Annotated in this window: 27 protein-coding genes; 22 read left to right on the top strand and 5 right to left on the bottom strand. The window is 59.2% G+C overall.

Translation table 11 applies throughout. The annotated features are described in order from the left end of the window. Positions 1–143 precede the first annotated feature (143 nt). The 7 genes from ACHZBF_RS17330 (at position 144) to ACHZBF_RS17300 (ending at position 8,445) form a co-directional block, all read left to right on the top strand. The gene (locus tag ACHZBF_RS17330) at positions 144–1,163 is read left to right on the top strand and encodes an HlyD family efflux transporter periplasmic adaptor subunit (protein ID WP_321529120.1); all 1,020 of its coding nucleotides are present in this window, start codon (positions 144–146) and stop codon (positions 1,161–1,163) included. A gap of 11 nt (positions 1,164–1,174) precedes the next feature. Then, the gene (locus ACHZBF_RS17325; protein WP_321529119.1) at positions 1,175–2,893 is read left to right on the top strand and encodes an ATP-binding cassette domain-containing protein; all 1,719 of its coding nucleotides are present in this window, start codon (positions 1,175–1,177) and stop codon (positions 2,891–2,893) included. After that, the gene (locus tag ACHZBF_RS17320) at positions 2,890–4,002 is read left to right on the top strand and encodes an ABC transporter permease (RefSeq protein ID WP_321529118.1); all 1,113 of its coding nucleotides are present in this window, start codon (positions 2,890–2,892) and stop codon (positions 4,000–4,002) included. The genes ACHZBF_RS17325 and ACHZBF_RS17320 overlap by 4 nt, the downstream gene beginning before the upstream one ends. A gap of 5 nt (positions 4,003–4,007) precedes the next feature. Further along, the gene (locus ACHZBF_RS17315; RefSeq protein WP_321529117.1) at positions 4,008–5,117 is read left to right on the top strand and encodes an ABC transporter permease; all 1,110 of its coding nucleotides are present in this window, start codon (positions 4,008–4,010) and stop codon (positions 5,115–5,117) included. A 78-nt stretch (positions 5,118–5,195) separates the two neighbouring features. Further along, the gene (gene mnmG / locus ACHZBF_RS17310; protein ID WP_273440346.1) at positions 5,196–7,067 is read left to right on the top strand and encodes a tRNA uridine-5-carboxymethylaminomethyl(34) synthesis enzyme MnmG; all 1,872 of its coding nucleotides are present in this window, start codon (positions 5,196–5,198) and stop codon (positions 7,065–7,067) included. Beyond that, the gene (gene rsmG / locus ACHZBF_RS17305) at positions 7,064–7,714 is read left to right on the top strand and encodes a 16S rRNA (guanine(527)-N(7))-methyltransferase RsmG (protein WP_321529116.1); all 651 of its coding nucleotides are present in this window, start codon (positions 7,064–7,066) and stop codon (positions 7,712–7,714) included. Before mnmG ends, rsmG begins: the two co-directional genes overlap by 4 nt. 281 nt (positions 7,715–7,995) lie before the next feature. After that, entirely contained in the window at positions 7,996–8,445 is a 450-nt protein-coding gene (locus ACHZBF_RS17300) for a YaiI/YqxD family protein (protein WP_273440342.1), read from the top strand. A gap of 9 nt (positions 8,446–8,454) precedes the next feature. Here the strand turns inward: ACHZBF_RS17300 and ACHZBF_RS17295 are convergent, their stop codons facing one another. Then, positions 8,455–8,835, bottom strand: coding sequence for a DUF3461 family protein (locus ACHZBF_RS17295; RefSeq protein ID WP_273440340.1), 381 nt, complete (start codon positions 8,833–8,835; stop codon positions 8,455–8,457). A gap of 179 nt (positions 8,836–9,014) precedes the next feature. On the opposite strand from ACHZBF_RS17295, the gene ACHZBF_RS17290 reads away from it, so the two are divergent. From ACHZBF_RS17290 to ACHZBF_RS17225, 14 genes are all read left to right on the top strand, one after another. Further along, a complete protein-coding gene (locus ACHZBF_RS17290; protein WP_029132207.1) occupies positions 9,015–9,308 on the top strand; it encodes a hypothetical protein in 294 nt (97 codons plus the stop codon). 176 nt (positions 9,309–9,484) lie between these two features. Next, positions 9,485–10,270 (top strand): ParA family protein, encoded by a 786-nt coding sequence (locus ACHZBF_RS17285; RefSeq protein WP_321529115.1) that lies wholly within the window; start codon positions 9,485–9,487, stop codon positions 10,268–10,270. 52 nt (positions 10,271–10,322) lie between these two features. Continuing rightward, a complete protein-coding gene (locus ACHZBF_RS17280; RefSeq protein WP_029132209.1) occupies positions 10,323–11,207 on the top strand; it encodes a ParB/RepB/Spo0J family partition protein in 885 nt (294 codons plus the stop codon). A 147-nt stretch (positions 11,208–11,354) separates the two neighbouring features. Then, a complete protein-coding gene (locus tag ACHZBF_RS17275; protein WP_051301795.1) occupies positions 11,355–11,723 on the top strand; it encodes an ATP synthase subunit I in 369 nt (122 codons plus the stop codon). Positions 11,724–11,750: 27 nt separating this feature from the next. Beyond that, positions 11,751–12,611 (top strand): F0F1 ATP synthase subunit A, encoded by an 861-nt coding sequence (gene atpB, locus ACHZBF_RS17270; protein WP_321529114.1) that lies wholly within the window; start codon positions 11,751–11,753, stop codon positions 12,609–12,611. A 57-nt stretch (positions 12,612–12,668) separates the two neighbouring features. Then, positions 12,669–12,908: a F0F1 ATP synthase subunit C gene (gene atpE / locus ACHZBF_RS17265; RefSeq protein ID WP_046860058.1), complete on the top strand. Its 240-nt coding sequence runs from the start codon at positions 12,669–12,671 to the stop codon at positions 12,906–12,908. Positions 12,909–12,966: 58 nt separating this feature from the next. Continuing rightward, positions 12,967–13,437 (top strand): F0F1 ATP synthase subunit B, encoded by a 471-nt coding sequence (locus ACHZBF_RS17260; RefSeq protein WP_029132213.1) that lies wholly within the window; start codon positions 12,967–12,969, stop codon positions 13,435–13,437. A gap of 9 nt (positions 13,438–13,446) precedes the next feature. Beyond that, positions 13,447–13,986, top strand: coding sequence for a F0F1 ATP synthase subunit delta (locus ACHZBF_RS17255; protein ID WP_029132214.1), 540 nt, complete (start codon positions 13,447–13,449; stop codon positions 13,984–13,986). A 13-nt stretch (positions 13,987–13,999) separates the two neighbouring features. Next, positions 14,000–15,541, top strand: coding sequence for a F0F1 ATP synthase subunit alpha (gene atpA / locus ACHZBF_RS17250; RefSeq protein ID WP_321529113.1), 1,542 nt, complete (start codon positions 14,000–14,002; stop codon positions 15,539–15,541). A gap of 37 nt (positions 15,542–15,578) precedes the next feature. Next, positions 15,579–16,439, top strand: coding sequence for a F0F1 ATP synthase subunit gamma (gene atpG, locus ACHZBF_RS17245; protein WP_321529112.1), 861 nt, complete (start codon positions 15,579–15,581; stop codon positions 16,437–16,439). Between the two features lie 87 nt (positions 16,440–16,526). Beyond that, positions 16,527–17,903, top strand: coding sequence for a F0F1 ATP synthase subunit beta (gene atpD, locus ACHZBF_RS17240; protein WP_029132217.1), 1,377 nt, complete (start codon positions 16,527–16,529; stop codon positions 17,901–17,903). A gap of 19 nt (positions 17,904–17,922) precedes the next feature. After that, complete coding sequence (locus tag ACHZBF_RS17235; protein ID WP_029132218.1) at positions 17,923–18,345, top strand: F0F1 ATP synthase subunit epsilon; 423 nt, start codon at positions 17,923–17,925, stop codon at positions 18,343–18,345. 244 nt (positions 18,346–18,589) lie between these two features. Continuing rightward, positions 18,590–20,464 carry an ATP-binding protein gene (locus tag ACHZBF_RS17230; RefSeq protein ID WP_321529111.1) on the top strand — a complete coding sequence of 625 codons (1,875 nt, stop codon included), beginning with the start codon at positions 18,590–18,592 and terminating at the stop codon, positions 20,462–20,464. A 39-nt stretch (positions 20,465–20,503) separates the two neighbouring features. Beyond that, positions 20,504–21,874 (top strand): sigma-54-dependent transcriptional regulator, encoded by a 1,371-nt coding sequence (locus ACHZBF_RS17225; protein ID WP_335342826.1) that lies wholly within the window; start codon positions 20,504–20,506, stop codon positions 21,872–21,874. A 190-nt stretch (positions 21,875–22,064) separates the two neighbouring features. On the opposite strand, the gene ACHZBF_RS17220 is transcribed toward ACHZBF_RS17225, so the two are convergent. From ACHZBF_RS17220 to ACHZBF_RS17205, 4 genes are all read right to left on the bottom strand, one after another. Further along, entirely contained in the window at positions 22,065–22,544 is a 480-nt protein-coding gene (locus tag ACHZBF_RS17220) for a universal stress protein (protein ID WP_029132221.1), read from the bottom strand. Positions 22,545–22,612: 68 nt separating this feature from the next. Beyond that, positions 22,613–23,971 (bottom strand): TRAP transporter large permease, encoded by a 1,359-nt coding sequence (locus ACHZBF_RS17215; protein WP_029132222.1) that lies wholly within the window; start codon positions 23,969–23,971, stop codon positions 22,613–22,615. 2 nt (positions 23,972–23,973) lie between these two features. Further along, a complete protein-coding gene (locus ACHZBF_RS17210) occupies positions 23,974–24,564 on the bottom strand; it encodes a TRAP transporter small permease (RefSeq protein ID WP_335342827.1) in 591 nt (196 codons plus the stop codon). 124 nt (positions 24,565–24,688) lie between these two features. Further along, complete coding sequence (locus ACHZBF_RS17205) at positions 24,689–25,690, bottom strand: TRAP transporter substrate-binding protein (RefSeq protein ID WP_321529110.1); 1,002 nt, start codon at positions 25,688–25,690, stop codon at positions 24,689–24,691. Positions 25,691–26,088: 398 nt separating this feature from the next. Between ACHZBF_RS17205 and ACHZBF_RS17200 the strand changes: the two genes are divergently transcribed. Then, complete coding sequence (locus tag ACHZBF_RS17200; RefSeq protein ID WP_029132224.1) at positions 26,089–26,568, top strand: FKBP-type peptidyl-prolyl cis-trans isomerase; 480 nt, start codon at positions 26,089–26,091, stop codon at positions 26,566–26,568. Positions 26,569–26,574 lie beyond the last annotated feature (6 nt).

Raw genomic sequence — 26,574 nt, 5'->3', positions numbered from 1 at the left:
TGTTTCTGTGCCAGGCGGCACAGGTGGCGCCCCCTTGTCGCAATTCGAATTCACTTTGATGCGGTTATCGATGCGCAGCGGCGATTGGCGGCAATCCCTATCGCCACAGCAAATTTTGTCCAGGATGGAGCGGAGGAGCCCGCGTGAAAAAAGCATTGCTGATGTTGTCCCTGATCACCCTGTTGGGAGCCGGGGGTTGGTTCTGGTGGTCAAACGGCAGTGCGCCGCCGGCAACGGGAGAGCTGAACCTCTATGGAAACATTGAGGTTCGCCTGGTCAATCTGGCCTTCAATGCCAATGGACGCATTGTCGACATGACGGTGTCTGAAGGCGCCCGGGTGCAGCCGGGACAGCCGCTCGCGCAACTGGAGACCAGTCAACTTGAGGCACTGCGCAATGCGGCTGCCTCCCGGGTCGAGGCGCAGCAGCAGCAGGTGAATGCCCTGCTGGCCGGTACCCGCCCGGAGGAGATCGACAAGCTGCGTGCCGAACTGCAGGAGGCGCGGGCCCAGTCGCTGAACGCCCGACGCAGCCTTCAGCGGCAGCAGGATCTGGCACAAAAGGGCCTGGCATCTCCCCAGGATCTGGACAACGCCAGGACCGTGGCCGAGGCGGCTGTTGCCAGGGTGCAGGCAGTGGAGGCCGGACTGGCACTCGCGGTTGCCGGGCCGCGCGCCGAGGATGTGGCGGCCGCCCAGGCTACCCTGGGCGCTCTGCAGGCTGACCTGGCACTGGCCGAAAGAAACCTGGCCGAAGCGGCCTTGCACGCCCCGGCGGCCGGGGTGATCCAGAGCCGTATTCTGGAGCCGGGTGACATGGCCTCGTCACAGCGTCCGGTCTATACCCTGGCGCTGACCGAACCGCTGTGGGCGAGGGTCTATGTGGATGGGCCCCATCTCGGGCGGATTCGCCAGGGCATGCCGGCCGCGGTCAGTAGCGACAGCTTTCCCGACAAACAGTACCCTGGCTGGGTCGGCTATATCTCCCCCAGCGCCGAGTTCACACCCAAGCAGGTACAGACCGAAGAGGTGCGCGCTGACCTGGTTTATCAGGTTCATGTGTTCGTCTGTAATCCCCAGGATGAACTGCGTCTGGGCATGCCGGTGACGGTCACGCTGGATCTTGACCGGGAAGCCGTCGCGACTCCCGGTTGCGGTCCATAGGCGCGACAACCATGTCGAAGCCGGTCATGGAAGTCGAGGCACTCTCCAAGTCGTTCCGACTGCCCGGGCGCACGGTTCAGGCGCTGCAGGATATCAATCTGCAGGTGGCTGCCGGCGTGGTGACCGGACTGATCGGACCGGACGGTGCCGGCAAGACCACCCTGATGCGTCTGGCTGCCGGCCTGTTGCTGCCGGATAGCGGCACCATCCGGGTGCTCGGACAGGACGTTGCCAGCGAGTCACTGGCGGTGCAATCACAGATCGGCTACATGCCGCAGCGGTTTGGTCTGTATGAGGATCTGTCGGTGCAGGAGAATCTGGACCTGTATGCCGACCTGCAGAACGTGCCACCCGCCAACAGGCGGGAGCGCTACGACGAGCTGCTCAACATGACCGGCCTGGGCAAGTTTACCCGGCGCCTGGCCGGACAGCTGTCCGGCGGTATGAAACAGAAACTGGGCCTGGCCTGCACCCTGGTGCGTTCGCCCCGGCTGCTGTTGCTGGATGAACCGACGGTCGGGGTAGACCCGCTGTCGCGCCGCGAGCTCTGGTCGATCGTTTACCGCCTGGTGGAGCAGGAGGGCATGAGCGTGCTGCTGAGCACCGCCTATCTGGATGAGGCGGAACGCTGCGCCGAGGTGATCCTGTTGCACCAGGGCGAGGTGGTGGGGCATGACCGGCCGGCGGCCTTCAGCGAACCGCTGCGGGGTCGCAGCTTCAGGGTGCGGCGGGCCGATATACTGCCGCGCCGGCTGCAGGCCCGCCTGGCGAAGCTGCCGGATGTATTCGATGCCACGGTGCAGGGGCAGGCGGTGCGGCTGGTGATGCAGCATGCCGAACCACCGAAACTGGATGCCGACGACCTCTCGGGTGCGTACTGCGAGGCGGTGTCCCCCCGCTTCGAGGACGGGTTCATCGATCTGTTGCGTGACAGCGGGTCCCTTCAGCAGGTCCTGCGACCCGTACCGCATGAGGTCACGCCCGGTGACGCCATCAGCGTGTCCGGACTGACCCGGCGGTTTGGTGATTTCGTGGCGGTTCGGGATGTCAGTTTCGCCGTGGCTGCCGGTGAAGTGTTCGGCCTGCTCGGTGCCAATGGCGCCGGCAAGACCACCACCTTCCGCATGCTCTGTGGCCTGTTGCCGGTGAGTGGTGGTGAAGTCAGCGTGGCCGGGGTGGACCTGCGGCGGGCGCCGGCCGCCGCGCGTGCTCGTATCGGCTACATGTCGCAGAAATTCTCCCTCTACGGCAACCTCACCGTGCAACAGAATCTGGAGTTTTTCAGTCGGGCCTATGGCCTGCGCGGCACGCGGCGCCGGGAACGCATGGCCTGGGCGCTGCATGACCTGGATCTGGAGGGCTTTGTCGGCGCTGCCAGTGGCGACCTGCCGCTGGGTTACAAGCAGCGCCTGGCGCTGGCCTGCGCGCTGATGCATGAACCGGATATCCTGTTTCTGGACGAACCGACCTCCGGGGTCGACCCCCTGGCCCGGCGCGAATTCTGGTCGCACATCAACGCCCTGGCCGATGCCGGGGTGGCGGTACTGGTGACCACCCATTTCATGGAGGAGGCGGAGTACTGCGACCGCCTGGCAATCATGGCGGAGGGTGAGCTACTGGCCCTGGGCACGCCGGCCGAGGTGAAGGTCAGGTCGCTTGGCAGTGCGGCGTCGGACGCTACCATGGAAGCGGCCTTTATCGCCCTGATCGAAGATGGAGAGGCGGCGTGAACCGGCGGGTCCGTGGTCTGTTGCGCAAGGAGTTCCTGCAGGTGCTGCGTGATCCCAGCAGCATTGCAATCGCCTTTCTGATGCCGGCGTTTCTGCTGCTGCTGTTCGGCTACGGGGTGTCGATGGATGCCACGGATGTACCCCTGGGTCTGGTGGTGGAGCAACCGAGTGCCGAGGCGGAAAGCTTCATCGGGGTGTTCCGCCACTCGCGCTACTTTGCACCCCGACGATTTCCCGATCGGGCCGCTGCCCAGCAGGCGCTTGGTGCCGGCCAGGTGGATGGCGTGGTGGTGCTCCCCGGCGACTTCGCGGCGCGTCTGCGGGGCGAGGTGGGCGCGCCCATCCAGCTGATCGTCAATGGTGTGAATGCCAATTCGGCGCGCCTGCTGCAGGGCTATGTCGAGGGGGCCTGGCGTAACTGGCTGGAGCGGGAACTGGATGCCCGGGCCCGGCCGCTGGGCCAGCCGGTGATGCTGCAGCCGCGGATCTGGTTCAACCCGGGGCTGCGCAGCCGCAACTATCTGGTGCCCGGCCTGGTGGCGATCAACATGACCCTGGTGGGTGCGCTGCTGACCGCCCTGGTGATGGCCCGTGAGTGGGAGCGCGGCACCCTGGAGGCGATGCTGGTGACCCCGGTCAGCATGCGCGAGGTGCTGATCGGCAAGGTGCTCCCCTACTTCGTGCTGGGCATGGGCGGCATGGCCCTCTCCGTGGCCATGGCGCTGTGGCTGTTCCTGGTGCCGTTGCGCGGTTCGTTCTGGGTGCTGACCGCCTGTTCGGCGCTCTATCTGCTGGTCGCCCTGGGCATGGGATTGTTGATTTCCGTCACCACCCGCAACCAGTTTGTGGCCGGCATGGTGGCCATCGTCGCCACCTTTCTGCCGGCCTTTCTGCTCTCCGGCATGTTGTTTGATATCGACTCCATGCCTGTCGCCGTGCAGTGGGTTACCCATCTGGTCGCCGCGCGCTATTTTGTCGCCATCCTGCAGACCCTGTTCCTGGCCGGTGATGTCTGGGGGGTGATTGTGCCCAATTCCCTGGCGCTGCTGGCGATGGCGCTGCTGTTCCTCGGCCTGGCGCGCCGGCGCATGCACAAGCGGCTGGAGTGATCGCTATGTGGCAACGTATTCTGGCCTTGGTGGTGAAGGAGTTCCTGACCCTGTTCAAGGACAAGCAGAGCCGCTTTGTCACTATTGTGCCGCCACTGATTCAGCTGGTGGTGTTCGGCTATGCGGCCTCGTTCGACCTCAACCATGTGCCCTACGCGGTCTATGACCGGGACCAGGGCCAGGCCGGCCGGGCATTGATGGCGACATTCTCGGGCTCGCCCAATTTCCAGCTGCGACATATCGTGCAACGACAGGATGAGATCGCGGACCTGCTGGACAACCGCGAGGTACTGCTGGTCCTCCAGCTGGAACCGCGCTTCAGCGAAAAGCTGGCCGCCGGCGAACCGGCCCAGGTGCAGGTCCTGGTGGATGGACGCAATTCCAATACCGCGCAGATTGCGGTCAACTATGCCGGCACGGTAATCGGCAGCTTCAATGAACGGTGGATTGCGCAGCACGGGCTGGATGCACCGCCGGCCCACCTGGTGAGTCGTGCCTGGTTCAATCCCAACCTGGAGAGCCGCTGGTTCTTCATTCCCGGACTGGTGGGCCTGCTGACCCTGGTGGTCACCATGGTGGTAACTTCCCTGTCGGTGGCCCGGGAGCGGGAGCAAGGGACCTTTGATCAACTGCTGGTGACGCCGCTGCGACCGTTTGAGATCCTGATCGGCAAGGCGACACCCGGTTTCGTGGTGGGGCTGGCCGAAGGGAGCCTGGTGATCCTGCTGGCCCAGGTCTGGTTCGGCGTGCCGCTGGTGGGTGAGTTGGGTGTCCTCTACCTCGGGCTGGTGTTGTTCCTGCTGGCGGCTATCGGTATCGGACTCGCCATCTCGTCACTGGCGGTAACCCTGCAGCAGGCCCTGCTTGGCGGTTTCCTGTTCCTGGTGCCGGCGGTCATCCTGTCCGGTTTCGCCACGCCCATCGCCAATATGCCCTGGGCGGTGCAGATGATCACCCTGCTCGATCCCCTGCGCTATTTTCTGATCGTGTTGCGGGGGGTATTTCTGGAAGGGACACCGCTGTCGATACTGGTGCATCAGCTGTGGCCGCTGGCGCTGATCGCCGGCTGCACCGTGAGCGCGGCGGCTTGGTTGTTCCGGCATCGCCTGTATTGAGTTCGCCCGGCTGCCTGTTCCAGCCGGATGCCCACAGGGGGTACACTAGCCGGCTGAATCGTTTTGTTTTGAGTAATCATGTTTTATTCCGATAGCTATGAGGTGATTGTGGTGGGTGGCGGCCACGCCGGTACCGAGGCGGCCCTGGCGGCGGCGCGCATGGGCGCGCGCACCCTGCTGCTGAGTCACAATATCGAGACCCTGGGACAGATGAGCTGCAATCCCGCCATCGGCGGTATCGGCAAGGGTCACCTGGTGAAGGAGGTGGATGCCCTGGGCGGCATCATGGCCCGGGCCACCGACCGGGGCGGTATCCAGTTCCGCATCCTCAACGCCAGCAAGGGGCCGGCGGTGCGGGCCACCCGCGCCCAGGCGGACCGGGTGCGCTACAAGGCGGCGGTCCGCTTTGCCCTGGAGAATCAGCCGAATCTGGATCTGTTCCAGCAGGCGGTGGATGACCTGATCGTGGAGGGGGAGCGGGTTACCGGCGTGGTGACCCAGATGGGGCTGAAGTTCCAGGCACGCGCTGTGGTGCTGACCACCGGCACCTTTCTTGGCGGGCGCATCCATATCGGACTGAACAATTACGAGGGTGGACGGGCCGGTGATCCCCCGGCCAATGCGCTTTCCCGCCGGCTGCGTGAGCTGCCATTCAACGTGTCGCGGCTGAAGACCGGCACCCCGCCGCGCATCGACAGCCGCACCATCGACTACTCCCGACTGGCCGAGCAGCCCGGGGACGACCCGGCGCCGGTCTTCTCCTTCATGGGCTCGCGGGAGGAACACCCGCGCCAGGTCAGCTGCCACATCACCCATACCAACGAGCGCACCCACGAGATCATCCGCGGCGGCATGTCCCGTTCGCCCATGTACACCGGGGTGATCGAGGGCGTGGGGCCGCGTTACTGCCCCTCCATCGAGGACAAGGTGGTGCGTTTTGCCGACAAGAGTGCACACCAGATCTTCATCGAACCGGAGGGGCTGGAGTGCAACGAGGTCTATCCGAACGGCATCTCCACCTCCCTCCCCTTCGATGTGCAGCACGCGCTGGTGCGCTCCATGGAGGGGTTTGCCGAGGCCCGCATCATGCGCCCCGGTTACGCCATCGAATACGATTTCTTCGATCCGCGGGATCTGCGCCCCAGCCTGGAGACGCGCTTTATCGAGGGGCTGTTCTTTGCCGGCCAGATCAACGGCACCACCGGCTATGAAGAGGCGGCGGCCCAGGGACTGCTGGCCGGACTCAATGCGGTATTGAAATTACGTGACCAGGCGGCGTGGTGCCCGCGCCGCGATGAGGCCTATCTGGGCGTACTGGTGGATGACCTGATCAGCAAGGGGACCCAGGAGCCATACCGCATGTTCACCAGCCGCGCCGAGTTCCGGCTGCTGTTACGCGAGGACAACGCCGACCTGCGTCTGACCGAACAGGGGCGCCGGCTGGGGCTGGTGGCGGATGAACGCTGGCAGCGTTTTGAACAGAAGCGCGAGGCGATCGAACGCGAACAGCAGCGGCTGCGGGATATCTGGGTGCAACCCAACACGCCCCTGGCCGAACAGGTGACGGCGCTGTTCGACAGCCCGATATCCAAGGAGACCCGGGCGCTGGACCTGCTGGCCCGGCCGGATGTGAACTATGCACAACTCTGTGGCCTGCCCTCCCTGGGCCCCGCGCTGGGCGACGGTGAAGCGGCAGAGCAGCTGGAGATCCAGGCCCGCTATGCCGGTTATATCAAGCGTCAGCAGGTGGAGATCGACCGGCTGCAGGCGAATGACGCGTTGAAACTGCCGGACAGTTTCGACTATGCGGCCGTGCGCGGACTCTCCGCCGAGGTGCGGGAAAAACTGATCAGGCGCCGTCCGGCCACCATCGGTCAGGCGAGCCGGATTCCGGGCCTGACGCCGGCCGCTATCTCACTGTTACTGATTCACCTGAAGCGTAAATCATGACCGATCACCAGAACCAGTGGCGGCACCAACTGAGTGAGGGACTGCGGGTCATGGCGATTGATCTGTCCGAGCGGCAGCAGCAGTTGTTGCTGGATTACCTTGCCCTGCTGTTGAAGTGGAACAAGGCATTCAACCTCACGGCCATACGTGATCCGGGCGAGATGGTCCCCCGCCAGTTGCTGGACAGCCTCTCCATTCTGAACCTTGTGCAGGGTGAGCGGGTGCTGGATGTGGGCACCGGCCCTGGGCTGCCGGGGATACCGCTGGCCGTGGCCCAGCCGGATCGGCAGTTTGTGCTGATCGACTCCAACGGCAAGAAAACCCGCTTTGTGCAGCAGGCGGTGGTGGCCCTGGGACTGGATAATGTGCAGGTGGTGCGCACCCGCGTCGAGGCCTATCAACCGGATGCCGGCTTTGACACCATCACCTCGCGTGCCTTTGCCGCCCTGCCCAGGATGGTGCAACTGACCCGGCATCTGCTGGCCGACCAGGGTCGGCTGCTGGCGATGAAAGGGACTGTGCCAACAGATGAAATCGCTGAACTGGCGGCCCAAGGTTACCGGGTCGAGGTCGCGGCATTGAGCGTGCCCGGCAGTGACGGCCAGCGCCACGCCCTGCTGGTGGAACCGGGTTGCCGGACAGGATAGGCGACGGACATCGCCATAGGGCGTCCCGTGGACGCCGCCGCCACCAACCGGAGCGGATCAACTTTTAAAAACCCTCATTTCAACCGCTAGGGACGCAAAGAGCACGAAGGAAAACACCGATTTGTATTCTCTTGATTCTTCATCTGCCGGATTGGACCGAAAATGCAGGTAAGCCACGGTATCTTTTTGCGCACTTTGCGTTCTTCGCGGTTAAATCGGGGAATTCAGAATTAACCATTCGTATTCAGTCGCGTTCACTCGCGGTTTCAGGGGAGAACAACATGCAGATCTGGGTTGATGCGGACGCCTGCCCCAATGTGATCAAAGAGATCCTGTTCCGGGCGGCCGAGCGGTTGGAAATAGCGCTGATTCTGGTAGCCAATCAGCCGGTCAGAACGCCGCCCTCGCGCTTTATCCGCTCCATCCAGGTGGCGGCCGGCTTCGACGTGGCGGACAATGAGATTATTCGTCAGGCTGAGGCCGGTGACCTGGTGATCACCGCCGATATACCGCTCGCCTCCGGAGTGATTGAGAAAGGGGCTTATGCGCTGAATCCGAGGGGTGAGCTATATACCCGGGAGAATATCCGCGAACGGCTGACCCTGCGGAATTTCATGGACGAACTGCGCGGCAGTGGGGTCAACACCGGTGGTCCGCCGGCCCTGGACAAGGGGGATCGTCAGGCCTTTGCCAATCAGCTGGATCGCTTTCTGGCCCGGGGCGGCCCCTGATCCGGACCCCTACTCCAGGTTTTCGATATCGGATCGGAGCTGATCCAGTTTGCGCACCATCACCTTTTCCAGGTGGTCGATATCGCCCAGGATGCGTTTTTTGAAATCAGACACGCTCTCATCATGCTGCACCAGCTTGTCCAGCTCCCGGGAGAGTTTCAGCATGGTGGGTGAGATCTCGCTGATCTCTTTGTATTTATGGGTACCGCTGTCCACCTGCACCATCTTCTTGGCGCGGCCGTGGCGGAACTTCATGCTGTGGGCGAACAGCTCGCCTTTTTTACGCTTGAAATAGATTTTCAGAATGTCCTCATCGCCCTCCTGCCGCAGGGTATAGCGTTCGATCTGGTCGAGGTCGGTAACGCCCAGCTCTCTCAATGTCTCATACATGGATAGTTCCTTGCCGTCGGACGGCGTCTCCGGGTGATGGGTCAGTGGTCTTTAAATATGCGTTAGTGCCGGGGGAACTGCAAGCCGGGGGAAGCTGGTGACCGGAACCGGCTTGCCGGTGGTGGAATCCAGGAGCGATAATCTTTAGCATCACAAGAATCCGGGCAGCGAGGCGGGACATGACATCAAGCGTGGCGGGTAAATGCTGGCATTGCGGTAGCGAACTGTCGGTTCACGAGTATGGCCGTGAGACGATCTGTCTGAAGTGTGGTAAGCCGACCCGGGTGTGCAGGAACTGCCGCTGGTATGATCCGGCCTTCACCAACCAGTGCCGGGAGCCGCAGGCGGAAAAGGTGCAGGACAAGACCCGCGCCAACTATTGTGACTTTTTTGAACCGACCGCCGATCTCAAGGGAGCTGGAGAAGCCGCCGGCGGGGATCAGCGGCAGGCGGCGGAAGATCTGTTCAAGTGATGGCCGGACCGGGATGGGGAGCCGATTGCCCAACTTGCACACAAAAGCCCCGGTGATCCGGTCAAAGTTCGTGCATCTGCCCCGCTTTCTGATATTCTGAACGGCCCGTTGGACAACGCGGGACGGGTAAGTTTTTGGGAACCTGGGATGGCCGGGTACTAGCGCGGAAATGGGCTATGGGTCGAATAATCTGTGTCGCAAATCAGAAAGGTGGGGTCGGCAAGACCACCACGGCGGTGAATCTGGCGGCGTCATTGGCCTCGTTCAGACGGAAGGTGTTGCTGGTGGACCTGGATCCACAGGGCAATGCCACCATGGGCAGCGGTGTGGACAAACACAATCTCGACAACTCCAGCTGCGATGTGCTGCTGGGCGAAGCGAGTTTCAGCGACACCGTGGTGAAAACACCCGCCGCCGGCTTCGATGTGCTGCCGGCCAATGCCGATCTCACGGCGGCCGAGGTGGGGCTGATGAACGTCCCGCTGAAGGAGAAGCGGCTGAGCCTGGCGCTGGCTGGCGCCAAGGATCGCTATGACTATATCGTCATCGACTGCCCTCCCTCGCTGAATATGCTGACGGTCAATGCCCTGGTGGCGGCCGATGGCGTGCTGATCCCGCTACAGTGTGAATACTATGCGTTGGAAGGTCTGTCCGCCCTGATCAATACCATCAAGCAGATCCAGGGCAGCCGCAACAGTCAGCTGGTGATCGACGGCATTGTCCGTACCATGCATGACCCACGCAACAACCTCACCAACGAGGTATCGGCTCAGCTGATCCACCACTTTGGCGACCAGGTGTTCCGCACCATCATTCCACGCAATATCCGGGTGGCCGAGGCGCCGAGTCACGGTCTGCCGGTTTTGCTGTATGATAAGGCGTCGCGCGGCGCGGTATCCTACCTCGCCATGGCCAGCGAACTGATGCGCAGACAGGAAAAACGCATGGCTGCGCCAGCCTGAACAAGACAAGATCCCGCACGCTTGGCGGCGTGCGCATTTTCGGAACTAGAACATGGCAGCAAAAAAAAGAGGCCTCGGACGCGGACTGGACGCCCTGCTGGGGAACAGCGCTGACAAGGAAGAGCAGCAGACATCCGAGACGGGCAGTTCGGCCAACAGTCTCACCAGCCTGCCGGTAGACCTGATCCGCCGCGGCCGCTATCAGCCGCGGCGGGATTTCAATCCCGACAGTCTTCAGGAACTGGCCGACTCCATCGCTGCCCAGGGCGTGGTACAGCCCATCGTGGTACGCCCGGTGGATGGCAACCAGTATGAGATCATCGCCGGCGAGCGACGCTGGCGCGCCTCGCAACAGGCCGGGCTGAGCGAGATACCGGTCGTCATTCGCGACGTCAATGATCAGACCGCCATGGCCATGGGGTTGATCGAAAATATCCAGCGCGATGACCTCAACCCGCTGGAAGAGGCAGGTGCCCTGCACCGGCTGCTGAACGAATTTGAGCTGACCCACCAGGAGATTGCCCGGGCGGTGGGCAAGTCCCGCACTACCGTGACCAACCTGTTGCGCCTGCTGGAACTGAATCCGGATGTGAAGGCGATGATCGAGGAGGGACGCATCGAGATGGGCCACGCCCGCGCCCTGCTCGGCCTGAAGGATGCACTGCAGAGTGAGGCGGCGCGCCAGGTGAGTCTGCAGGGCCTTTCCGTACGGGAGACGGAAAAACTGGTCAGGCGGCTGCAGGGCGAAAGCGCTGAGCCGACCAAGGCGAAACAGCCGCTACGGGAGGATCCCAATATCCGCTCACTGGAAACCGACCTCACCGAGCGCCTTGGCGCCCGGGTCAAGCTGCAACAGGGCGGTGGCGGCAAGGGGAAGCTGGTGATCAGCTACAACAGCCTGGATGAGCTGGACGGGATTCTGGAGCATATTCAGTAATCCGATCAGCATGGGGCGGGAAACCATCAATCGTTTTTCACGCTCCAATCAAAAAATTTATTCGCCCATCGTTTGACCTTATACAACGCAACATTTATACTGCGCCGGCTTTTTAAGTGCGGTTTTTAACTGCTGGGGATCGTTTTGATGCATCTGGCAGATAAGCGCCAAGCCTATCGCACCGTCCTGGCACAATTGGTAACGACATTGACTGCGGCCCTGCTTCTGCTGATGGTTGCGGGCGACGTTTATGCCTATTCCGGGCTTGCGGGGGGGCTGATAGCAACCCTGGCGAACGCCTTTTTCGCCTTTCGGATATTTGTCCGATACACCGCCCAGGAGCCGGGCAGACTGCTGGCCCGCTTCTATGGCGCAGAGATCTTGAAACTCGTGTTGACGGGTTTGCTTTTTGCAGGGGCCATCCTCTGGATCAAGCCGCTGAGTGTTGGCGCACTGTTTGGCATCTTTCTGCTGGTACAGCTGATGCCGATCGCAGTGGTTCAACTATTGGATTAACAATAAATTTGGTTATGTGATAGCACAATGGCTGGCGATACCCTTACCTCTAGCGAATACATTAAGCACCATCTGACCAACCTGACCTTCGGCCAGCATTCTGACGGTACCTGGGGGCTTGCCCACAGCGCGGCTGAAGCCAAGGAGATGGGTTTCTGGGCCATCCACGTCGACACCATGTTCTGGTCGATCCTGCTGGGCGGTCTGTTCATCTATTTCGGCAAGAAGATCGCCGATCGCGTTACCGCCGGTGTGCCCGGCGGCATGCAGAACTTCGCCGAGTGGCTGGTTGAGTTTATCGATGACAGCGTGCGCGGCTCCTTCAGCGGCCGTAACCCGCTGGTGGCCCCGCTGGCCCTGACCATCTTCATCTGGATCTTCCTGCAGAACCTGATGGACCTGGTGCCGGTTGACGTGATTCCCTACCTGGCCGGTGCCATCGGCATCCACTTCATGAAAGTCGTTCCCTCGACCGATCCCAACGCCACTTTTGGCATGGCGATTGGTGTCTTCATGCTCACCCTCTACTACAGTATCAAGATCAAGGGTGTGGGTGGATTCATGGGTGAACTGACTCTGCAGCCCTTCTCTTCCGACAATCCGATCGTGAAACTGCTGTTTATCCCGATCAATTTTGTCCTCGAGTTCGTCAGCCTGATTGCCAAGCCGATCTCACTGGCACTGCGACTCTTCGGCAACATGTATGCGGGTGAAATGATCTTCATCCTGATCGCCATCATGTACAACGCCGGTGTGGTGCTGGGACTGTTCGGCGGCGTGCTGCAGCTGGGCTGGGCGATCTTCCATATCCTGATCATTACGCTGCAGGCGTTTATCTTCATGACCCTGACTATCGTTTATCTGGATATGGCGCATAACGACCATTAATTTTTTTCGTAGTTTTTTCGTTTAACTTTACAACCTCACGACAAACGGGAGATAGAAATGACTGAAGCAACTGCACTGTTGTACATTGCTGGTGCATTGATGATGGGCCTGGGTGCACTGGGCGCCGCAGTCGGTATCGGTGTGCTGGGTGGACGTTTCCTCGAGGGTGCAGCCCGCCAGCCTGAGCTGATTCCAATGCTGCGTACCCAGTTCTTCATCGTAATGGGTCTGGTTGACGCCGTCCCCATGATCGCTGTTGGTTTGGCGATGTACGTCTTGTTCGCGGTTGCCGGATAATTTTGGCTACCAACGAACATACTGACTATCATCTCGTCAAAAGCGAGGTAAATCCGGGATGAACATAAATCTGACTCTTATTGGTCAGCTTCTCTCCTTTGCGGTGTTTGTGTGGTTCACGATGAAGTTCGTCTGGACTCCCATCATGGGCGCCCTCGACACTCGTCGAAAGGAGATTGCAGACGGCCTGGCAGCCGCGGAACACGGTCAGCACGAACAGGAGTTGGCCAAGGAACGCGCCAAAGAGGCCATCCGCGAAGCGAAAGGCCAGGCGGCAGAAATCATTAACCAGGCTCAGAAGCGTGCTTCCGAGATTGTCGATGAATCCAAAGGCAACGCACGTTCCGAAAGCGAACGTATTCTTGCCGCTGCCCAGGCGGAGATCGAGCAGGAGACCAATCGTGCTCGTGAACAGCTGCGTCAACAGGTGGCTGAGCTGGCGGTATTGGGTGCAAGCAAGATTCTTCGCAAGGAGATTGATGCTGCGGCCCATAAGGATATCGTCGAACAACTGGCTCAACAGATCTAAGGCGCTGCTATGGCTGGAGAAACAACCACAATAGCCCGTCCTTACGCGGAAGCGGTATTTAACCGGGCCAAAGAGACCGATGCACTAGGTCCCTGGTCGGAAACTCTTGAGTTTCTTGAGGCAGTGGTTGGCGAACCAACCATGGCCGGGGTTATCACCAATCCCAAGTTCGACAGATCCAGCCTGACGGATCTGATTATCGAAATTGGCGGTGACCACTTCACCGAAGAGGGCAAGAACCTGGTCAAGGTGCTGATAGCGAATGGTCGTCTTACCCTGGCGGGTGAGATCGCCAAACTCTATGAGCAACTGAAGGCCAAAAGCCAGCGGATACAGCATGTGCACGTAACCTCTGCTTTTGCCCTGGAGCCGACTCAGGAAACCCAAATAGCCGATGCGCTGAAAGCCAAACTGGGATACGACATTACCATCACAAGCGAAGAGAATGCAGAGCTGATAGGCGGCGTTCATATTCGTGCCGGTGACATGGTAATCGACGGTTCCGTCAGCGGGCAGCTGCAGCAACTGGCGAACGAATTAGGAATCTAAGCGAGAAGCCATCATGCAACTCAATCCATCCGAGATCAGCGAACTGATCAAAAACAGGATCGAAAAGTTCGATCTGAAGACTGAAGCCCGCAACGAGGGCACCATCATCAGTCTGACCGACGGCATTGCCCGCATCCACGGTCTCGAAGACGCCATGTCTTACGAGATGCTGGAGTTTCCCGGCAACACCTTTGGTCTGGCACTGAACCTGGAGCGCGACTCCGTGGGCGCGGTAATCCTGGGTGAATATACCCACCTTACCGAGGGCGATGCGGTCAAGTGCACCGGCCGCGTACTGGAAGTGCCCATTGGTGAGGGCCTGCTGGGGCGCGTGGTTGACTCCCTGGGTAACCCGCTGGACGGCAAGGGAGCCATCGAGTACACCGAAACCTCTCCAATCGAAAAAGTGGCGCCGGGTGTGATCGAGCGTAAATCGGTTGACCAGCCGGTACAGACCGGCCTCAAGGCGATCGACGCCATGGTACCGGTGGGTCGCGGCCAGCGTGAGCTGATCATCGGCGACCGCCAGACCGGTAAGTCTGCCATCGCCATCGACGCCATCATCAACCAGAAGGGTACCGGCGTTAAGTGTATCTACGTGGCGGTGGGCCAGAAGAACTCCACCATCGCGCAGGTGGTGCGCAAGCTCGAAGAGCACGGCGCCATGGAACACACCATCATCGTGGCTGCACCCGCAGCGGATTCGGCCGCGATGCAGTTCATTGCGCCCTACTCCGGCGCCACCATGGGCGAGTACTTCCGGGATCGCGGTCAGGATGCCATGATCATTTATGACGATCTGACCAAGCAGGCCTGGGCCTATCGTCAGGTATCGCTGCTGCTGCGTCGTCCCCCCGGTCGTGAAGCTTATCCCGGTGACGTGTTCTACCTGCACTCCCGTCTGCTGGAGCGCTCCGCGCGAGTCAATGCCGAGTTCGTGGAGAAGTTCACCAACGGTGAGGTGAAGGGCAAGACCGGTTCACTGACCGCCTTCCCGATCATCGAGACCCAGGGTGGTGACGTGTCCGCCTTCGTGCCGACCAACGTGATCTCCATTACCGATGGCCAGATCTTCCTCGAGGCCGATCTGTTCAACGCCGGTATCCGTCCTGCGATCAACGCCGGTCTGTCGGTCTCCCGAGTGGGTGGCGCGGCGCAGACCAAGATCATCAAGAAGCTGGGTGGTGGTGTACGACTGGCGCTGGCCCAGTATCGCGAGCTGGCGGCGTTCTCCCAGTTTGCCTCCGATCTGGACGATGCTACCCGCGCCCAGCTGGAGCGTGGCGAGCGTGTCACCGAGCTGATGAAACAGCCGCAGTACAGCCCGCTCTCCATTGCTCAGATGGCCACCTCACTGTTTGCTGCAAACGAAGGCTATCTGGATGATATCCCCGCCAACAAGATCGTTGATTTCGAGGCGGCGTTGCACTCGTATATGGGCAGCAACCAGAAGGCACTGAGCGATCAGATCAACGCATCGGCCGATTACAATGACGAAGTTGCCAAGTCACTGCATGACGCCATCAAGGACTTCAAAGCCAACCACACCTGGTAAGCATGACGTCCATAAAGCTGAAAGATAAGGTTTAATCATGGCAGGCGCAAAAGAGATACGCACCAAGATTGCCAGCATCAAGAATACGCAGAAGATTACGTCTGCGATGGAGATGGTGGCAGCTGCCAAGATGCGCAAGGCGCAGGACCGGAAGAACGCGACGCGTCCCTATGCGGACAAGATGCGGAACGTCATCGGCCATCTGTACCATGCGCATCCGGAGTATACCCACACCTTTATGAAGGAGCGCGATGTCAGCCGGGTCGGCTATATCGTCATCTCTTCGGACCGTGGGCTCTGCGGCGGCTTGAACAGCAACCTGTTCCGCAAGCTGGTCAGGGAGATCAGAAAGCAGCAGGAAGCAGGTATTCAGGTTGACTTCTGCACCATCGGATCCAAATCGCTGGGCTTTTTCAAGCGCTTTGGCGGCAAGGTGCTGGCCCAGGCCACGCATCTGGGGGACGCTCCCCATATCGAGCAGCTGATCGGTACCGTGAAGGTGATGCTTGATGCCTACGAGAATGGTGAGATCGACCGTATCTACGTGGCCTACAACGGGTTTGTGAATACCATGACCCAGGATCCAACCATTGAACAGCTGGTGCCGATCGCCGGTCAGAGCGATCAGGAGCTGAAGCATCACTGGGACTATATCTACGAGCCTGATTCCAAAGAGGTTCTGGATGGCCTGCTGACCCGCTACATCGAATCCCTGGTCTACCAGGCGGTGGTGGAGAACGGGGCCTGCGAGCAGTCCGCACGAATGGTGGCCATGAAGGCAGCGACCGATAACGCAGGTAACCTTATTGATGAGCTGCAGTTGGTCTACAACAAGGCGCGTCAGGCAGCTATCACCCAGGAGATCTCCGAGATCGTGGCCGGCGCCGCGGCAGTATAAGTGCCGCCGTCGTATAAGTCCTTGGTGTAGAACAGGTTAAGTTTTTAAACATTAGAGAGTCGTCGACAGCGACAAGAGGAACCAGAGATGAGTTCGGGTAAAGTGGTGGAAATCATCGGTGCTGTGGTGGACGTTCAGTTCCCCATGGGTCATATGCCGAAGGTCTACGATGCGCTGAAGATCGAAGAAGTGGGTCTGACCCTTGAAGTTCAACAGCAATTGGGTGACGGCATCGCCCGTACCATTGCGATGGGTTCAACCGACGGTCTGAAGCGTGGCGTTGAGGCGGTCAATACGGGCGCTCCCATAACCGTTCCGGTCGGCCAGGGCACCCTGGGCCGCATCATGGACGTGCTGGGAAATCCGGTGGATGAGGCAGGTCCGGTGAAGACCGAAGAGTTCATGCCGATCCACCGCGTCGCACCGAAATTGGAAGATCAGTCCACGGCCACCGAAATCCTGGAGACGGGCATCAAGGTGATCGACCTGATCATGCCGATCGTCAAGGGTGGTAAAGTCGGACTGTTTGGTGGTGCCGGTGTAGGCAAGACCGTAACCCTGATGGAGCTGATCCGTAACATCGCAGTGGAGCACTCCGGTTTCTCCGTATTCGCCGGTGTCGGTGAGCGTACCCGTGAAGGTAACGACTTCTACCACGAAATGGCTGAGGGTGGCGTACTGGATAAAGTAGCCCTGGTTTACGGCCAGATGAACGAGCCTCCCGGTAACCGTCTGCGTGTGGCGCTGACCGGTTTGACCATCGCGGAAAACTTCCGTGACGAGGGTCGTGATGTACTGTTGTTCGTTGATAATATCTATCGTTACACCCTGGCAGGTACCGAGGTATCGGCCTTGCTGGGTCGTATGCCATCCGCGGTAGGTTATCAGCCGACCCTGGCGGCCGAGATGGGCGTCTTGCAGGAGCGTATTACCTCTACCAAGACCGGATCAATTACCTCGTTTCAGGCGGTCTATGTACCGGCGGACGATTTGACCGACCCCTCCCCCGCCACCACCTTCGCGCATCTGGATGCGACCCTGGTGCTGTCCCGTCAGATTGCCGAGCTGGGTATCTATCCGGCGGTGGACCCGCTGGATTCCACCTCGCGTATTCTTGATCCGCACATCGTCGGCGAGGAGCACTACAGCGTGGCCCGTGGTGTACAGGGCACCCTGCAGCGCTACAAGGAGCTGAAGGATATTATCGCGATTCTGGGTATGGATGAGTTGTCCGAAGAGGATAAGCTGACCGTATCCCGCGCACGTAAAATGCAGCGTTTCCTCTCCCAGCCCTTCTTCGTGGCTGAGGTGTTCACCGGCAGTCCCGGTAAATACGTATCGGTCAAGGACACCATCGCCAGCTTCAAGGCGATCCTGGGCGGTGAGTATGATCATCTGCCGGAACAGGCCTTCTACATGGTCGGCGGTATCGAGGAAGCTGTCGAGCGTGGCGCAGGCGACTAATCAAGTCCGGAGAAACTAAATGGCCATGACTATACATGTCGACATCGTCAGTGCAGAGGGAGCGATCCATTCCGGCCAGGCCGAGATGGTCTACGCCCCCGGCGTGATGGGTGAATTGGGTATCGCCCCAAGACACACGCCGCTGGTGACGCACCTGAAGCCGGGTGATGTGCGAGTGGACAACGGTAAGGAGATGATGCACTTCTACGTCTCCGGCGGCATTCTGGAGGTTCAACCGCATGTGGTGACGGTACTGGCCGACACGGCCGTCCGTGCAGCCGATCTTGATGAGGCCGCCGCCATCGAAGCCAAACGCCGGGCTGAAGAAGCGCTGGCCGGTCAGAAGGAACAGTTCGAGTATGCCAAGGCGCAGGCCGAACTGGCCGAGGCCGTAGCCCAGCTGCGGGCGATCGAGAAGCTACGCAAGATCAAGAAGTCCTGATCCAGCGCTGTGCAGAAGAACCCCGCCACCTCGGCGGGGTTTTTTTTCGCTGCGGTTCACACTCATGCGATTGCGTACAGACCGCCCGGACTGTCCGGAATTGGGAAAAGATCGCGGCGGGGTGCCGCTCCTACAGGCATGCCCCGGGCCGAATGGCCGGGATGCCCGAGAGAGGCGGAGCCGTTTCAATGGCGATCGGAGGCGGGAATAATCGCTCTTGAAGGCCTATACTTCAGGTCGGATTATGGAAATTAAATTTGCCCATTTCAGCCTGAAAAAATCCCATCGCCAGTTGCTGCTGGTGGTGGTGATTTCACTGCTGGTGCTGATACTCTGGCTGACGGCCCACTGGTCGCGGCAGATTGCCCTGGAAAACCTGCAGCAACAAAACCAGCACCAACTGAAACTGTTCGTGGCCAATCTGCAGGGCCAACTGGAGAAGTATGAGTTTCTGCCGGAGTTGCTGGCCACCAACAGCCTGCTGCTCAACTTTCTGCAATATCCCAATGACGTCAACACCATCACCGCGCTTAACCGTTATCTGGAAACCATCAACAAGGTCGCCAACGCCTCGGATACCTATCTGATGAATGCGGAAGGGTGGACCATAGCGGCCTCCAACTGGCTGTCCGAGCGTCCCTTTGTCGGCAGAAATTTTTCCTACCGACCCTATTTTCAGGAAGCCATGAAGGGCCGTCTGGGGCGCTATTTTGCCCTCGGTTCCACCTCGAATAAGCGGGGTTACTATTTCGCCTATCCGGTGCGCGACAAGGAGAAGATACAGGGCGCCGTGGTAATGAAAATCGAACTGATCGGTTTTGAGGAGAGCTGGAGCTCGTTCAAAGAAGATTTTGTCGTGACCGATCCGGATGGTGTTATTTTCATCTCCACCAATGACGACTGGCGTTACAAGAGCCTTTACCCGCTGGACAAGTCCGTGATTGAAAGAATTCACAGCAGTCGGCGCTATGGGAACGCTGAAATTGGTACCCTGGCGATTACCCGAAAAGACCAACTTTCAGAGCAGGCGCAAGTGGTAAATATGGGTGAGCCCCGTCAGTCCGACCACCTGATGCTGGTGCAGGAGATGCCGGAAGCGGGCTGGCGTGTCCACACGTTCGCCAGCCTGGGCGTGGTGAATTCACAGGTGCTGAAGTCCCTGCTGTTCGCCACCATACTGTATATAGCGATCGTTTTTCTGGTGCTTTATCTTTTTCAGCGAAGTCGCCGCATCAAAGAGCGCGAACGTTTTGAAAAACGCGCCAAGCAGGTGCTGGAACGCCGGGTAAAAGAGCGTACCGCCGATCTCACCGAGGCCAACATCCGACTGATTCGAGAGATCGAAGAGCACCGGCGTACCGATGAGACGCTGCGCCAGACCCAGGACGAACTGATTCAGGCCGCCAAGATGGCGGCCCTGGGTCAGATGTCCTCCGGTATCAACCACGAACTGAATCAGCCGCTGGCGGCGATCCGCTCCTATGCCGACAATGCCCGGGCGCTGCTGACCCGCAACCGCCAGGAAGAGGCGAGCTGGAATCTGGAGCAGATTGCTGAACTGACCGAGCGTATGGCAAAAATCAGCCGCCAGCTAAAGGTTTTCTCGCGCAAGACATCCGGCCGGATTGTCAGTGTATCGCTGCAGGCGGTGATCGAAAATGCACTGAAGATTGTCGGTCCCCAGTTGAAGGATACGGAGACCGAGCTGCGTAGAAGGCTGCCGGAGGAAGAGCTCTATGTCATGTCAGACATGGTGCAACTTGAGCAGGTGCTGGTGAATCTGATCACCAATGCGGTACATGCAGTGGAGCTGCAGGCCCAGCGCTGGATTCAGATTGCCGTGAGTACCAGGCAGGGAAAGGCGATTATTGAGATACTGGACAACGGACCCGGGATTGAACAGGCAAATTTGGAGCGCATTTTTGATCCGTTCTTCACTACAAAATCGGAGGACCGGGGACTGGGTCTCGGCCTCTCCATCTCCTATCGCATTGTAGAGATGATGCATGGGACACTGACCGCCGGTAACCGGGAGCAAGGTGGCGCCGTGTTTACCCTGCAACTGGATCTCTCAAGTGTGACTGAAAATCAACCCAGACAAGAGCTGTTGAGCAAATAGGCCGATCAAAAATACCGGCCGGAAAACCAATTTAAGCAGATGATGAATAATTCCGATCCGATAATCTATTTCATAGACGATGAGAAGCACATCCGCATGGCCAACCAGCAGACCCTGGAGCTGGCCGGCTTTGAGGTGCAGAGTTTCAATGGCGCGGAGAAGGTGCTACCCCTGCTGTCACTGGAGTGGCCTGGCGTGGTGGTGTGCGATATCAAGATGCCGGGGATGGATGGTCTCGCCTTTTTGGAAAAAGCGTTGCAGATCGATCGGGACATTCCAGTTATCCTGGTAACCGGTCACGGCGATATCACCATGGCGGTGAGCGCCATCCAGGACGGAGCCTATGATTTCATTGAGAAACCCTTTGCCGCCGAGAAGCTGATCGAGACCGTGCGCCGTGCCGTGGACAAGCGGGCACTCACCCTGGAGAACCGTTGCCTGCGGCGCGAACTGGAGGCGCAGGATGTGCCGGGTCCGCGCATTATTGGGCGCACCCCGGCTATGCAGAAACTACGTGCCACCATCGCCCAGGTGGCCAATGCGGCTGCCGATATTCTGGTACTGGGCGAGACCGGCACCGGCAAGGAGCTGGTGTCGCGCTCGTTGCATGAACACTCGTCGAGACGGGATAAAAACTTCGTCGCCATCAACTGCGGCGCGGTACCGGAAAACCTGATCGAGAGCGAGTTGTTCGGCCACGAGTCGGGTGCCTTCACCGGCGCCAACGAGCGACGCATCGGCAAGTTTGAACACGCCAACGGTGGCACCCTGTTTCTGGATGAGATTGAGAGCATGCCGATGCCGGTGCAGGTACGCCTGCTGCGGGTACTGCAGGAGCGTGTGGTAGAACGGCTCGGCTCCAATAATCTGATACCGCTGGATCTGCGCGTGGTCGCCGCTACCAAGATCGACCTGAAAGAGGCCTGCGAGACGGGCCGCTTTCGCCAGGACCTGCTTTATCGTCTCAACGTGGTGACGCTGGAGATACCTCCGCTACGGGACCGGCGGGAGGATATTCCGCTGCTGTTCCACCACTTCCTGCTGGTAGCCAATGCCCGTTACCAGATGGAAGCCCCCCTCCCCTCCGGCCATCAGATTCGCATCCTGTTGACCCACAACTGGCCCGGCAATGTGCGTGAGCTGCGCAATGTCGCCGAACGCTACACCCTGTTGGGAGAGAGCTGCGGTTACGATTTGGAGCAGTTACTGCATGGCACCGATGATGAGCAGGGTGAACATCAAGTGACATTGCCGGAACAGGTGGACTGTTTCGAGAAGAGTATTATCGAGCAGGTACTGATCAGTCATAAGGGCAATATCAAGGCCACCATGTCGGCGCTGGGTGTACCGAGAAAAACCCTTTATGACAAGATGCGCAAATACGGCCTGGATAAAAGCAATTTCAAGTGACGCAAGGCCCAGTTCCCAAGGGTTGATCACCAACCGGCCGGGGGCCGGTTTCCCCCAGGCCCGCCCGCACTCCGGGTGACACAAACCAATCCGATCGCGATAAAAAAACGCGGACCGCCGAAGCCGCCCGCGTCATGTTGCCACCAAGCCAGTGGTTGCGTTTTACCAGAGCGGTTTCAATCCGGCGAACTCACTTTCCCACCGGCACTACCAACACCGGGCGATCACTGATGTTGATCAATTTGCGCGCGGTCGAGCCCAGTAGAGAGGAACCGAAGCTTGAACTGGTATGGGTGCCCATCACAATCAGATCAACGTCATGGGTGGCAGCATATTTTTTGATCTCTTCTGCGGGCCGACCGGTTACGACGGCCACATCGGAGACCAGGTCGGAATCCTTACCCAGTTCTTCGGTGTAGAAGTCCTCCAGGCGCTTCTCCATCTGGCTGAGGATTCCCCGTAACTCCTCTTGTTCAAAATCATCGCTCATGTCCGGCACATAGAGCTCAAGCACCGCCATGCCGGTATTTCCAATGGGTTCAGCTACATGCAGCATGATGATCTTGGCCTGATACTGTTGCGCAAGGCTGATGGCATGGCGGAACGCCGGACGCATTTTTTTGCCCAGGTCAGTGGCGTAGAGGATGGTCTTGAATGTTGGAATCTTCATGGTATCAATCTCGAAAGTTGTTACGAAAGGCGCAGGGTTTTACTAAACCCTGCGCTTTGTTTCCCGCGTTACTTCGTGATGATCTCCGGCCCCATCATAATGGTCGGTAGCCAGGTGGAGATCCAGGGCACATAGGTGACGATGATCAGGAACAGGAACATGATGCCAAGCCAGGGCGCTGCCGCCTTGACCACCCGCATCATGGACATGTGTGAAACACCGGCGGTTACGAACAGGTTAAGACCCACCGGAGGCGTAATCATCCCGATCTCCATGTTGACCACCATAATGATGCCAAGGTGAATCGGATCAATGCCCAGTGTCATGGCGATGGGGAACACCAGCGGCGCCACGATGATCAGTAGCCCGGACGGCTCCATGAACTGGCCGCCGATCAGCAGCAGCACGTTCACCACGATCAGGAACATGATCGGCCCAAAGCCGGCGGAGAGCATCGCCTCGGTAATCATCTGCGGGATTCGCTCTTCGGTCAGCACGTGCTTGAGGATCAGCGCATTGGCGATAATAAACAGCAGCATGATGGTCAGCTTGCCGGCCTCGAACAGGGTGTGCTTGGTATCCTTGTGCCAGAAGACGGTGATCAAGGCGGTAAAAAAGTTACCCCTGGTCTTGGTTGCCAGTGGCCCCATGTCCTTGTAGATGAAATTGGCGATAAGGAAGGCGTAGACCGCTGCAACTGCGGCCGCTTCGGTGGGGGTGAAAATACCCCCATAGATACCGCCGAGAATAATCACGATCAGCATCAGGCCCCAACCGGCGTCACGGGCAGATTCGAACACCTCGCCCCAACCGGCAAATGGCTGCGATGGCAGGCCCTTTACCCGGGCGGCGATATAGATGCCGATCATCAGCATCACGCCGGCCAGTGAGCCGGGAATGACACCCGCCAGGAACATGCGGCCCACCGACACGTCGGTTGCTGCCGCATAGACCACCATCACAATGGACGGCGGTATCAGAATGCCCAGTGTACCGGCATTGCAGATGACCCCGGCCGCAAACTCCTTGGTGTAACCGGCCTTGACCATGCCGGCAATGACGATACTACCAATGGCTACCACGGTGGCAGGAGAGGAGCCGGAAAGGGCCGCGAACATCATGCAGGCGAACACCGATGCCATGGCCAGCCCGCCGGGAAACCAGCCGACTACCGCGACTGCAAAACGGATAATGCGTCGGGCTACGCCACCGGTGGACATAAAGCTGGAGGCGAGAATGAAGAAAGGGATCGCCAGCAGCGTGTAGTGTCCCGCAAAGGCCGAAAACAGGGTTTGCGCAACCGAGGCCAGTGAGGCCTCCGAGTGCATAAACAGAAAAATGATACTGGAGAGGCCCAGAGAGACGGCGATGGGTACGCCGATCAGCATCAGGCCTATCACCATGCCGAAGAGAATCAGAATATCCATTATTAATTCTCTCCTTCACGATGATGTGGGTGTTCACTGACGGCCGCTTCAGCCTCATGGCTGGCAATGATGGAGTCCTGTTCGCCCTTGATCACCTTCCAGGCGACCTCAAGAAAGCGCAGGGTCAACAGCCCCATGCCCAGAGGCAAGGCGGCGTAAGGTATGAAGCGGGGCATCTTCTCGTACAGCTCCCCCTCATTCAGCCAGGTGGCAAAAAACTGCAGGAAGTCGGGCATCGGCACGTCGTTGGTCTCCAGGAAGGCGCGCTTGGTGGCAAAGGCGTACCAGTAGTCCCAGGAACCGACCAGCAGCAGGATGGCAAAGGCCAGGCAGGCGGTGACCGAAAGCAGTGCCATCACCCGGCGCGCCTTGGGTGACACCATGTTAATCACCACGTCGACACCAATATGGAACTGTTTTTTCACCCCATAGGAGCAGCCCATCAGCACCAGCCAGGCGAACAGAAAAACCGTGGCCTCCAGAGCCCATAGAATGTTGTTGTTGAACAGATAGCGGGCGATCACATTGGCAAAGGTGATCAGCGTCATCAGACCGAGGCAGATTGCTATTGCTGTCTCCTCTATCTGATCCATGGCTCTGGCGAACCTGGACTGGGGTAAGGGGTGCATCACGGCGTCCTCAAAGGCAGTTTAAGCTGAGTATTGTCAAATCCAGGCGACCACATCTGGCGGTCGCCTGGTTACAAAGTAAAACCACTTACTTCTTGTTGGAAGCCTCGGCTGCCTCGATCAGGTCGGCACCGATATCATCTTCAAACTTCTTCCAGACCGGTTTCATGGCGTCTACCCACTCCTGGCGCTGCTCTGGAGTCAGGGTACGTACCACGCCACCGGCGTCGATCACGTGCTGCATGCTCTGGGCGTTGACCTTGGCAGATTCGGAGTTACGAGTCTCGGTCACTTCCTGCAGGATCTGGCTGAGCTGGCCACGGATGTCTGCGGGCAGCCCATCCCACCACTCACCGGAGGTGACCACCAGGTAGTCGAGAATACCGTGGTTACTGGCGGTCACGCCGTCCTGTACCTCGAAGAATTTCTTACCGTAGATGTTGGACCAGCTATTCTCCTGGCCATCGACCACCTTGGTCTGCAGTCCGCCGTACACCTCGCTGAAGGCCATCTTCTGCGGGTTGGCACCCAGCTGTTCGAATTGAGCCACCAGCACATCCGATGCCTGGACGCGGAATTTCAGGCCCTTGGCATCGTCCGGGTGGATCAACGGGCGATTGGCGGAGAGCTGTTTCATGCCGTTATGCCAGTAGGTAAGTCCGAGCAGGCCGCGTCTTTTCATCGAACCCTTGAGCTTTTCACCGGCTTCGGAATTCTGGAAACGGTCCACCGCGTCCACGTCTTCAAACAGGAACGGCAGGTCAAAAATGCGGAACTTCTTGGTGAATTTTTCGAACTTGGAGAGCGAAGGTGCCGCCAACTGCACATCACCGTTCAGCATGGCCTCCAGTACCTTGTCATCATCATAAAGAGTGGAGTTCGGATAGACCTGCATGCAGGCCTTGCCGTTCATTTCTGAATTGACCCGGCTCTCCAGCAGGGCGGCGGCGATACCCTTGGGGTGCTTGTCGGTATTGGTCACGTGACTGAACTTGATCACCAATTCGCCGGGATCGCAGTTAGCGAAGGCAGCGGAAGATGAGATGGTGAGTGCTGCGGTAACGGCGAGGCCGATCAGAGCTTTGTGCATTGGATTCCTCCTGATAGGGATGTCTTTAATGGTCCAGGCCGGGCGTCTCCTCTGTCACATCGGGTGCCGGGCTGGTCTATTAAGGTTAGCAAACGGGGTGCCAGATGTTAGCTGGCGCCGGTTTTTAATGATAACCCGTTGATCCTTAATGGTTATGGTGGAATGGCTCGGTTCAGTCCGATAAGGCAAATGGGTGGGAATCCACCCATCCGGTGTTGTGGAATGGCTGGTCAACCGCCGAAAGCCGGGTCCGGATCAGCGGTTAACGACTCGGGCGGCTGGATGTCGCTTGCCTGGAGGCAAATTGCAATGCCGGTTTAGTCAGCGGTGCGCCGCGGATGATATACTCACGAACCTCCCCACGGGAGGCTCTATTCATTCAAGCGGAGCAGTATGTTATGTCCAGTGAAGTCATCAAACCCGGAAAATTTGTCTCTCTCACCTACCACATCACCGACATGGAAGGTAATGTGCTCGAGCAGAATGATATCCCCGTCAGCTATGTCCATGGCGGTGAGACCGAGCTGATCGGCAGCATGGACAAGGTAATTGCCGGCAAGGGTGTGGGTGACGAGGTGGAGATGATCGTGGAGCCGGAGGATGGATTCGGAGAGCATGACCCGGAGCTCACCTTTACCGACGATATCGAGAATGTACCGCCCCAGTTCCGCCAGCTCGGTGCCGAGGTGCAGATGCAGAATCAGGAGGGCGAGGCCCGCACCTTCTACGTCAGCAAGATCGAAGGCGACAAGCTGACCGTGGACGGTAATCACCCGCTGGCGGGCAAGACTTTGAAGGTGATGGTCAAGATCGTGGAGGTGCGTGACGCTACCATAGATGACATGACCCCTCCCGAGGGCGGCTGTTCCATCAACTAATCGGCC

Source organism: Sedimenticola selenatireducens (assembly GCF_963675335.2).
Taxonomy (GTDB): domain Bacteria; phylum Pseudomonadota; class Gammaproteobacteria; order Chromatiales; family Chromatiaceae; genus Sedimenticola; species Sedimenticola selenatireducens.
Note: the sequence above shows the minus strand (reverse complement) of the source record. Positions and strands in the feature narration are given on the sequence as shown.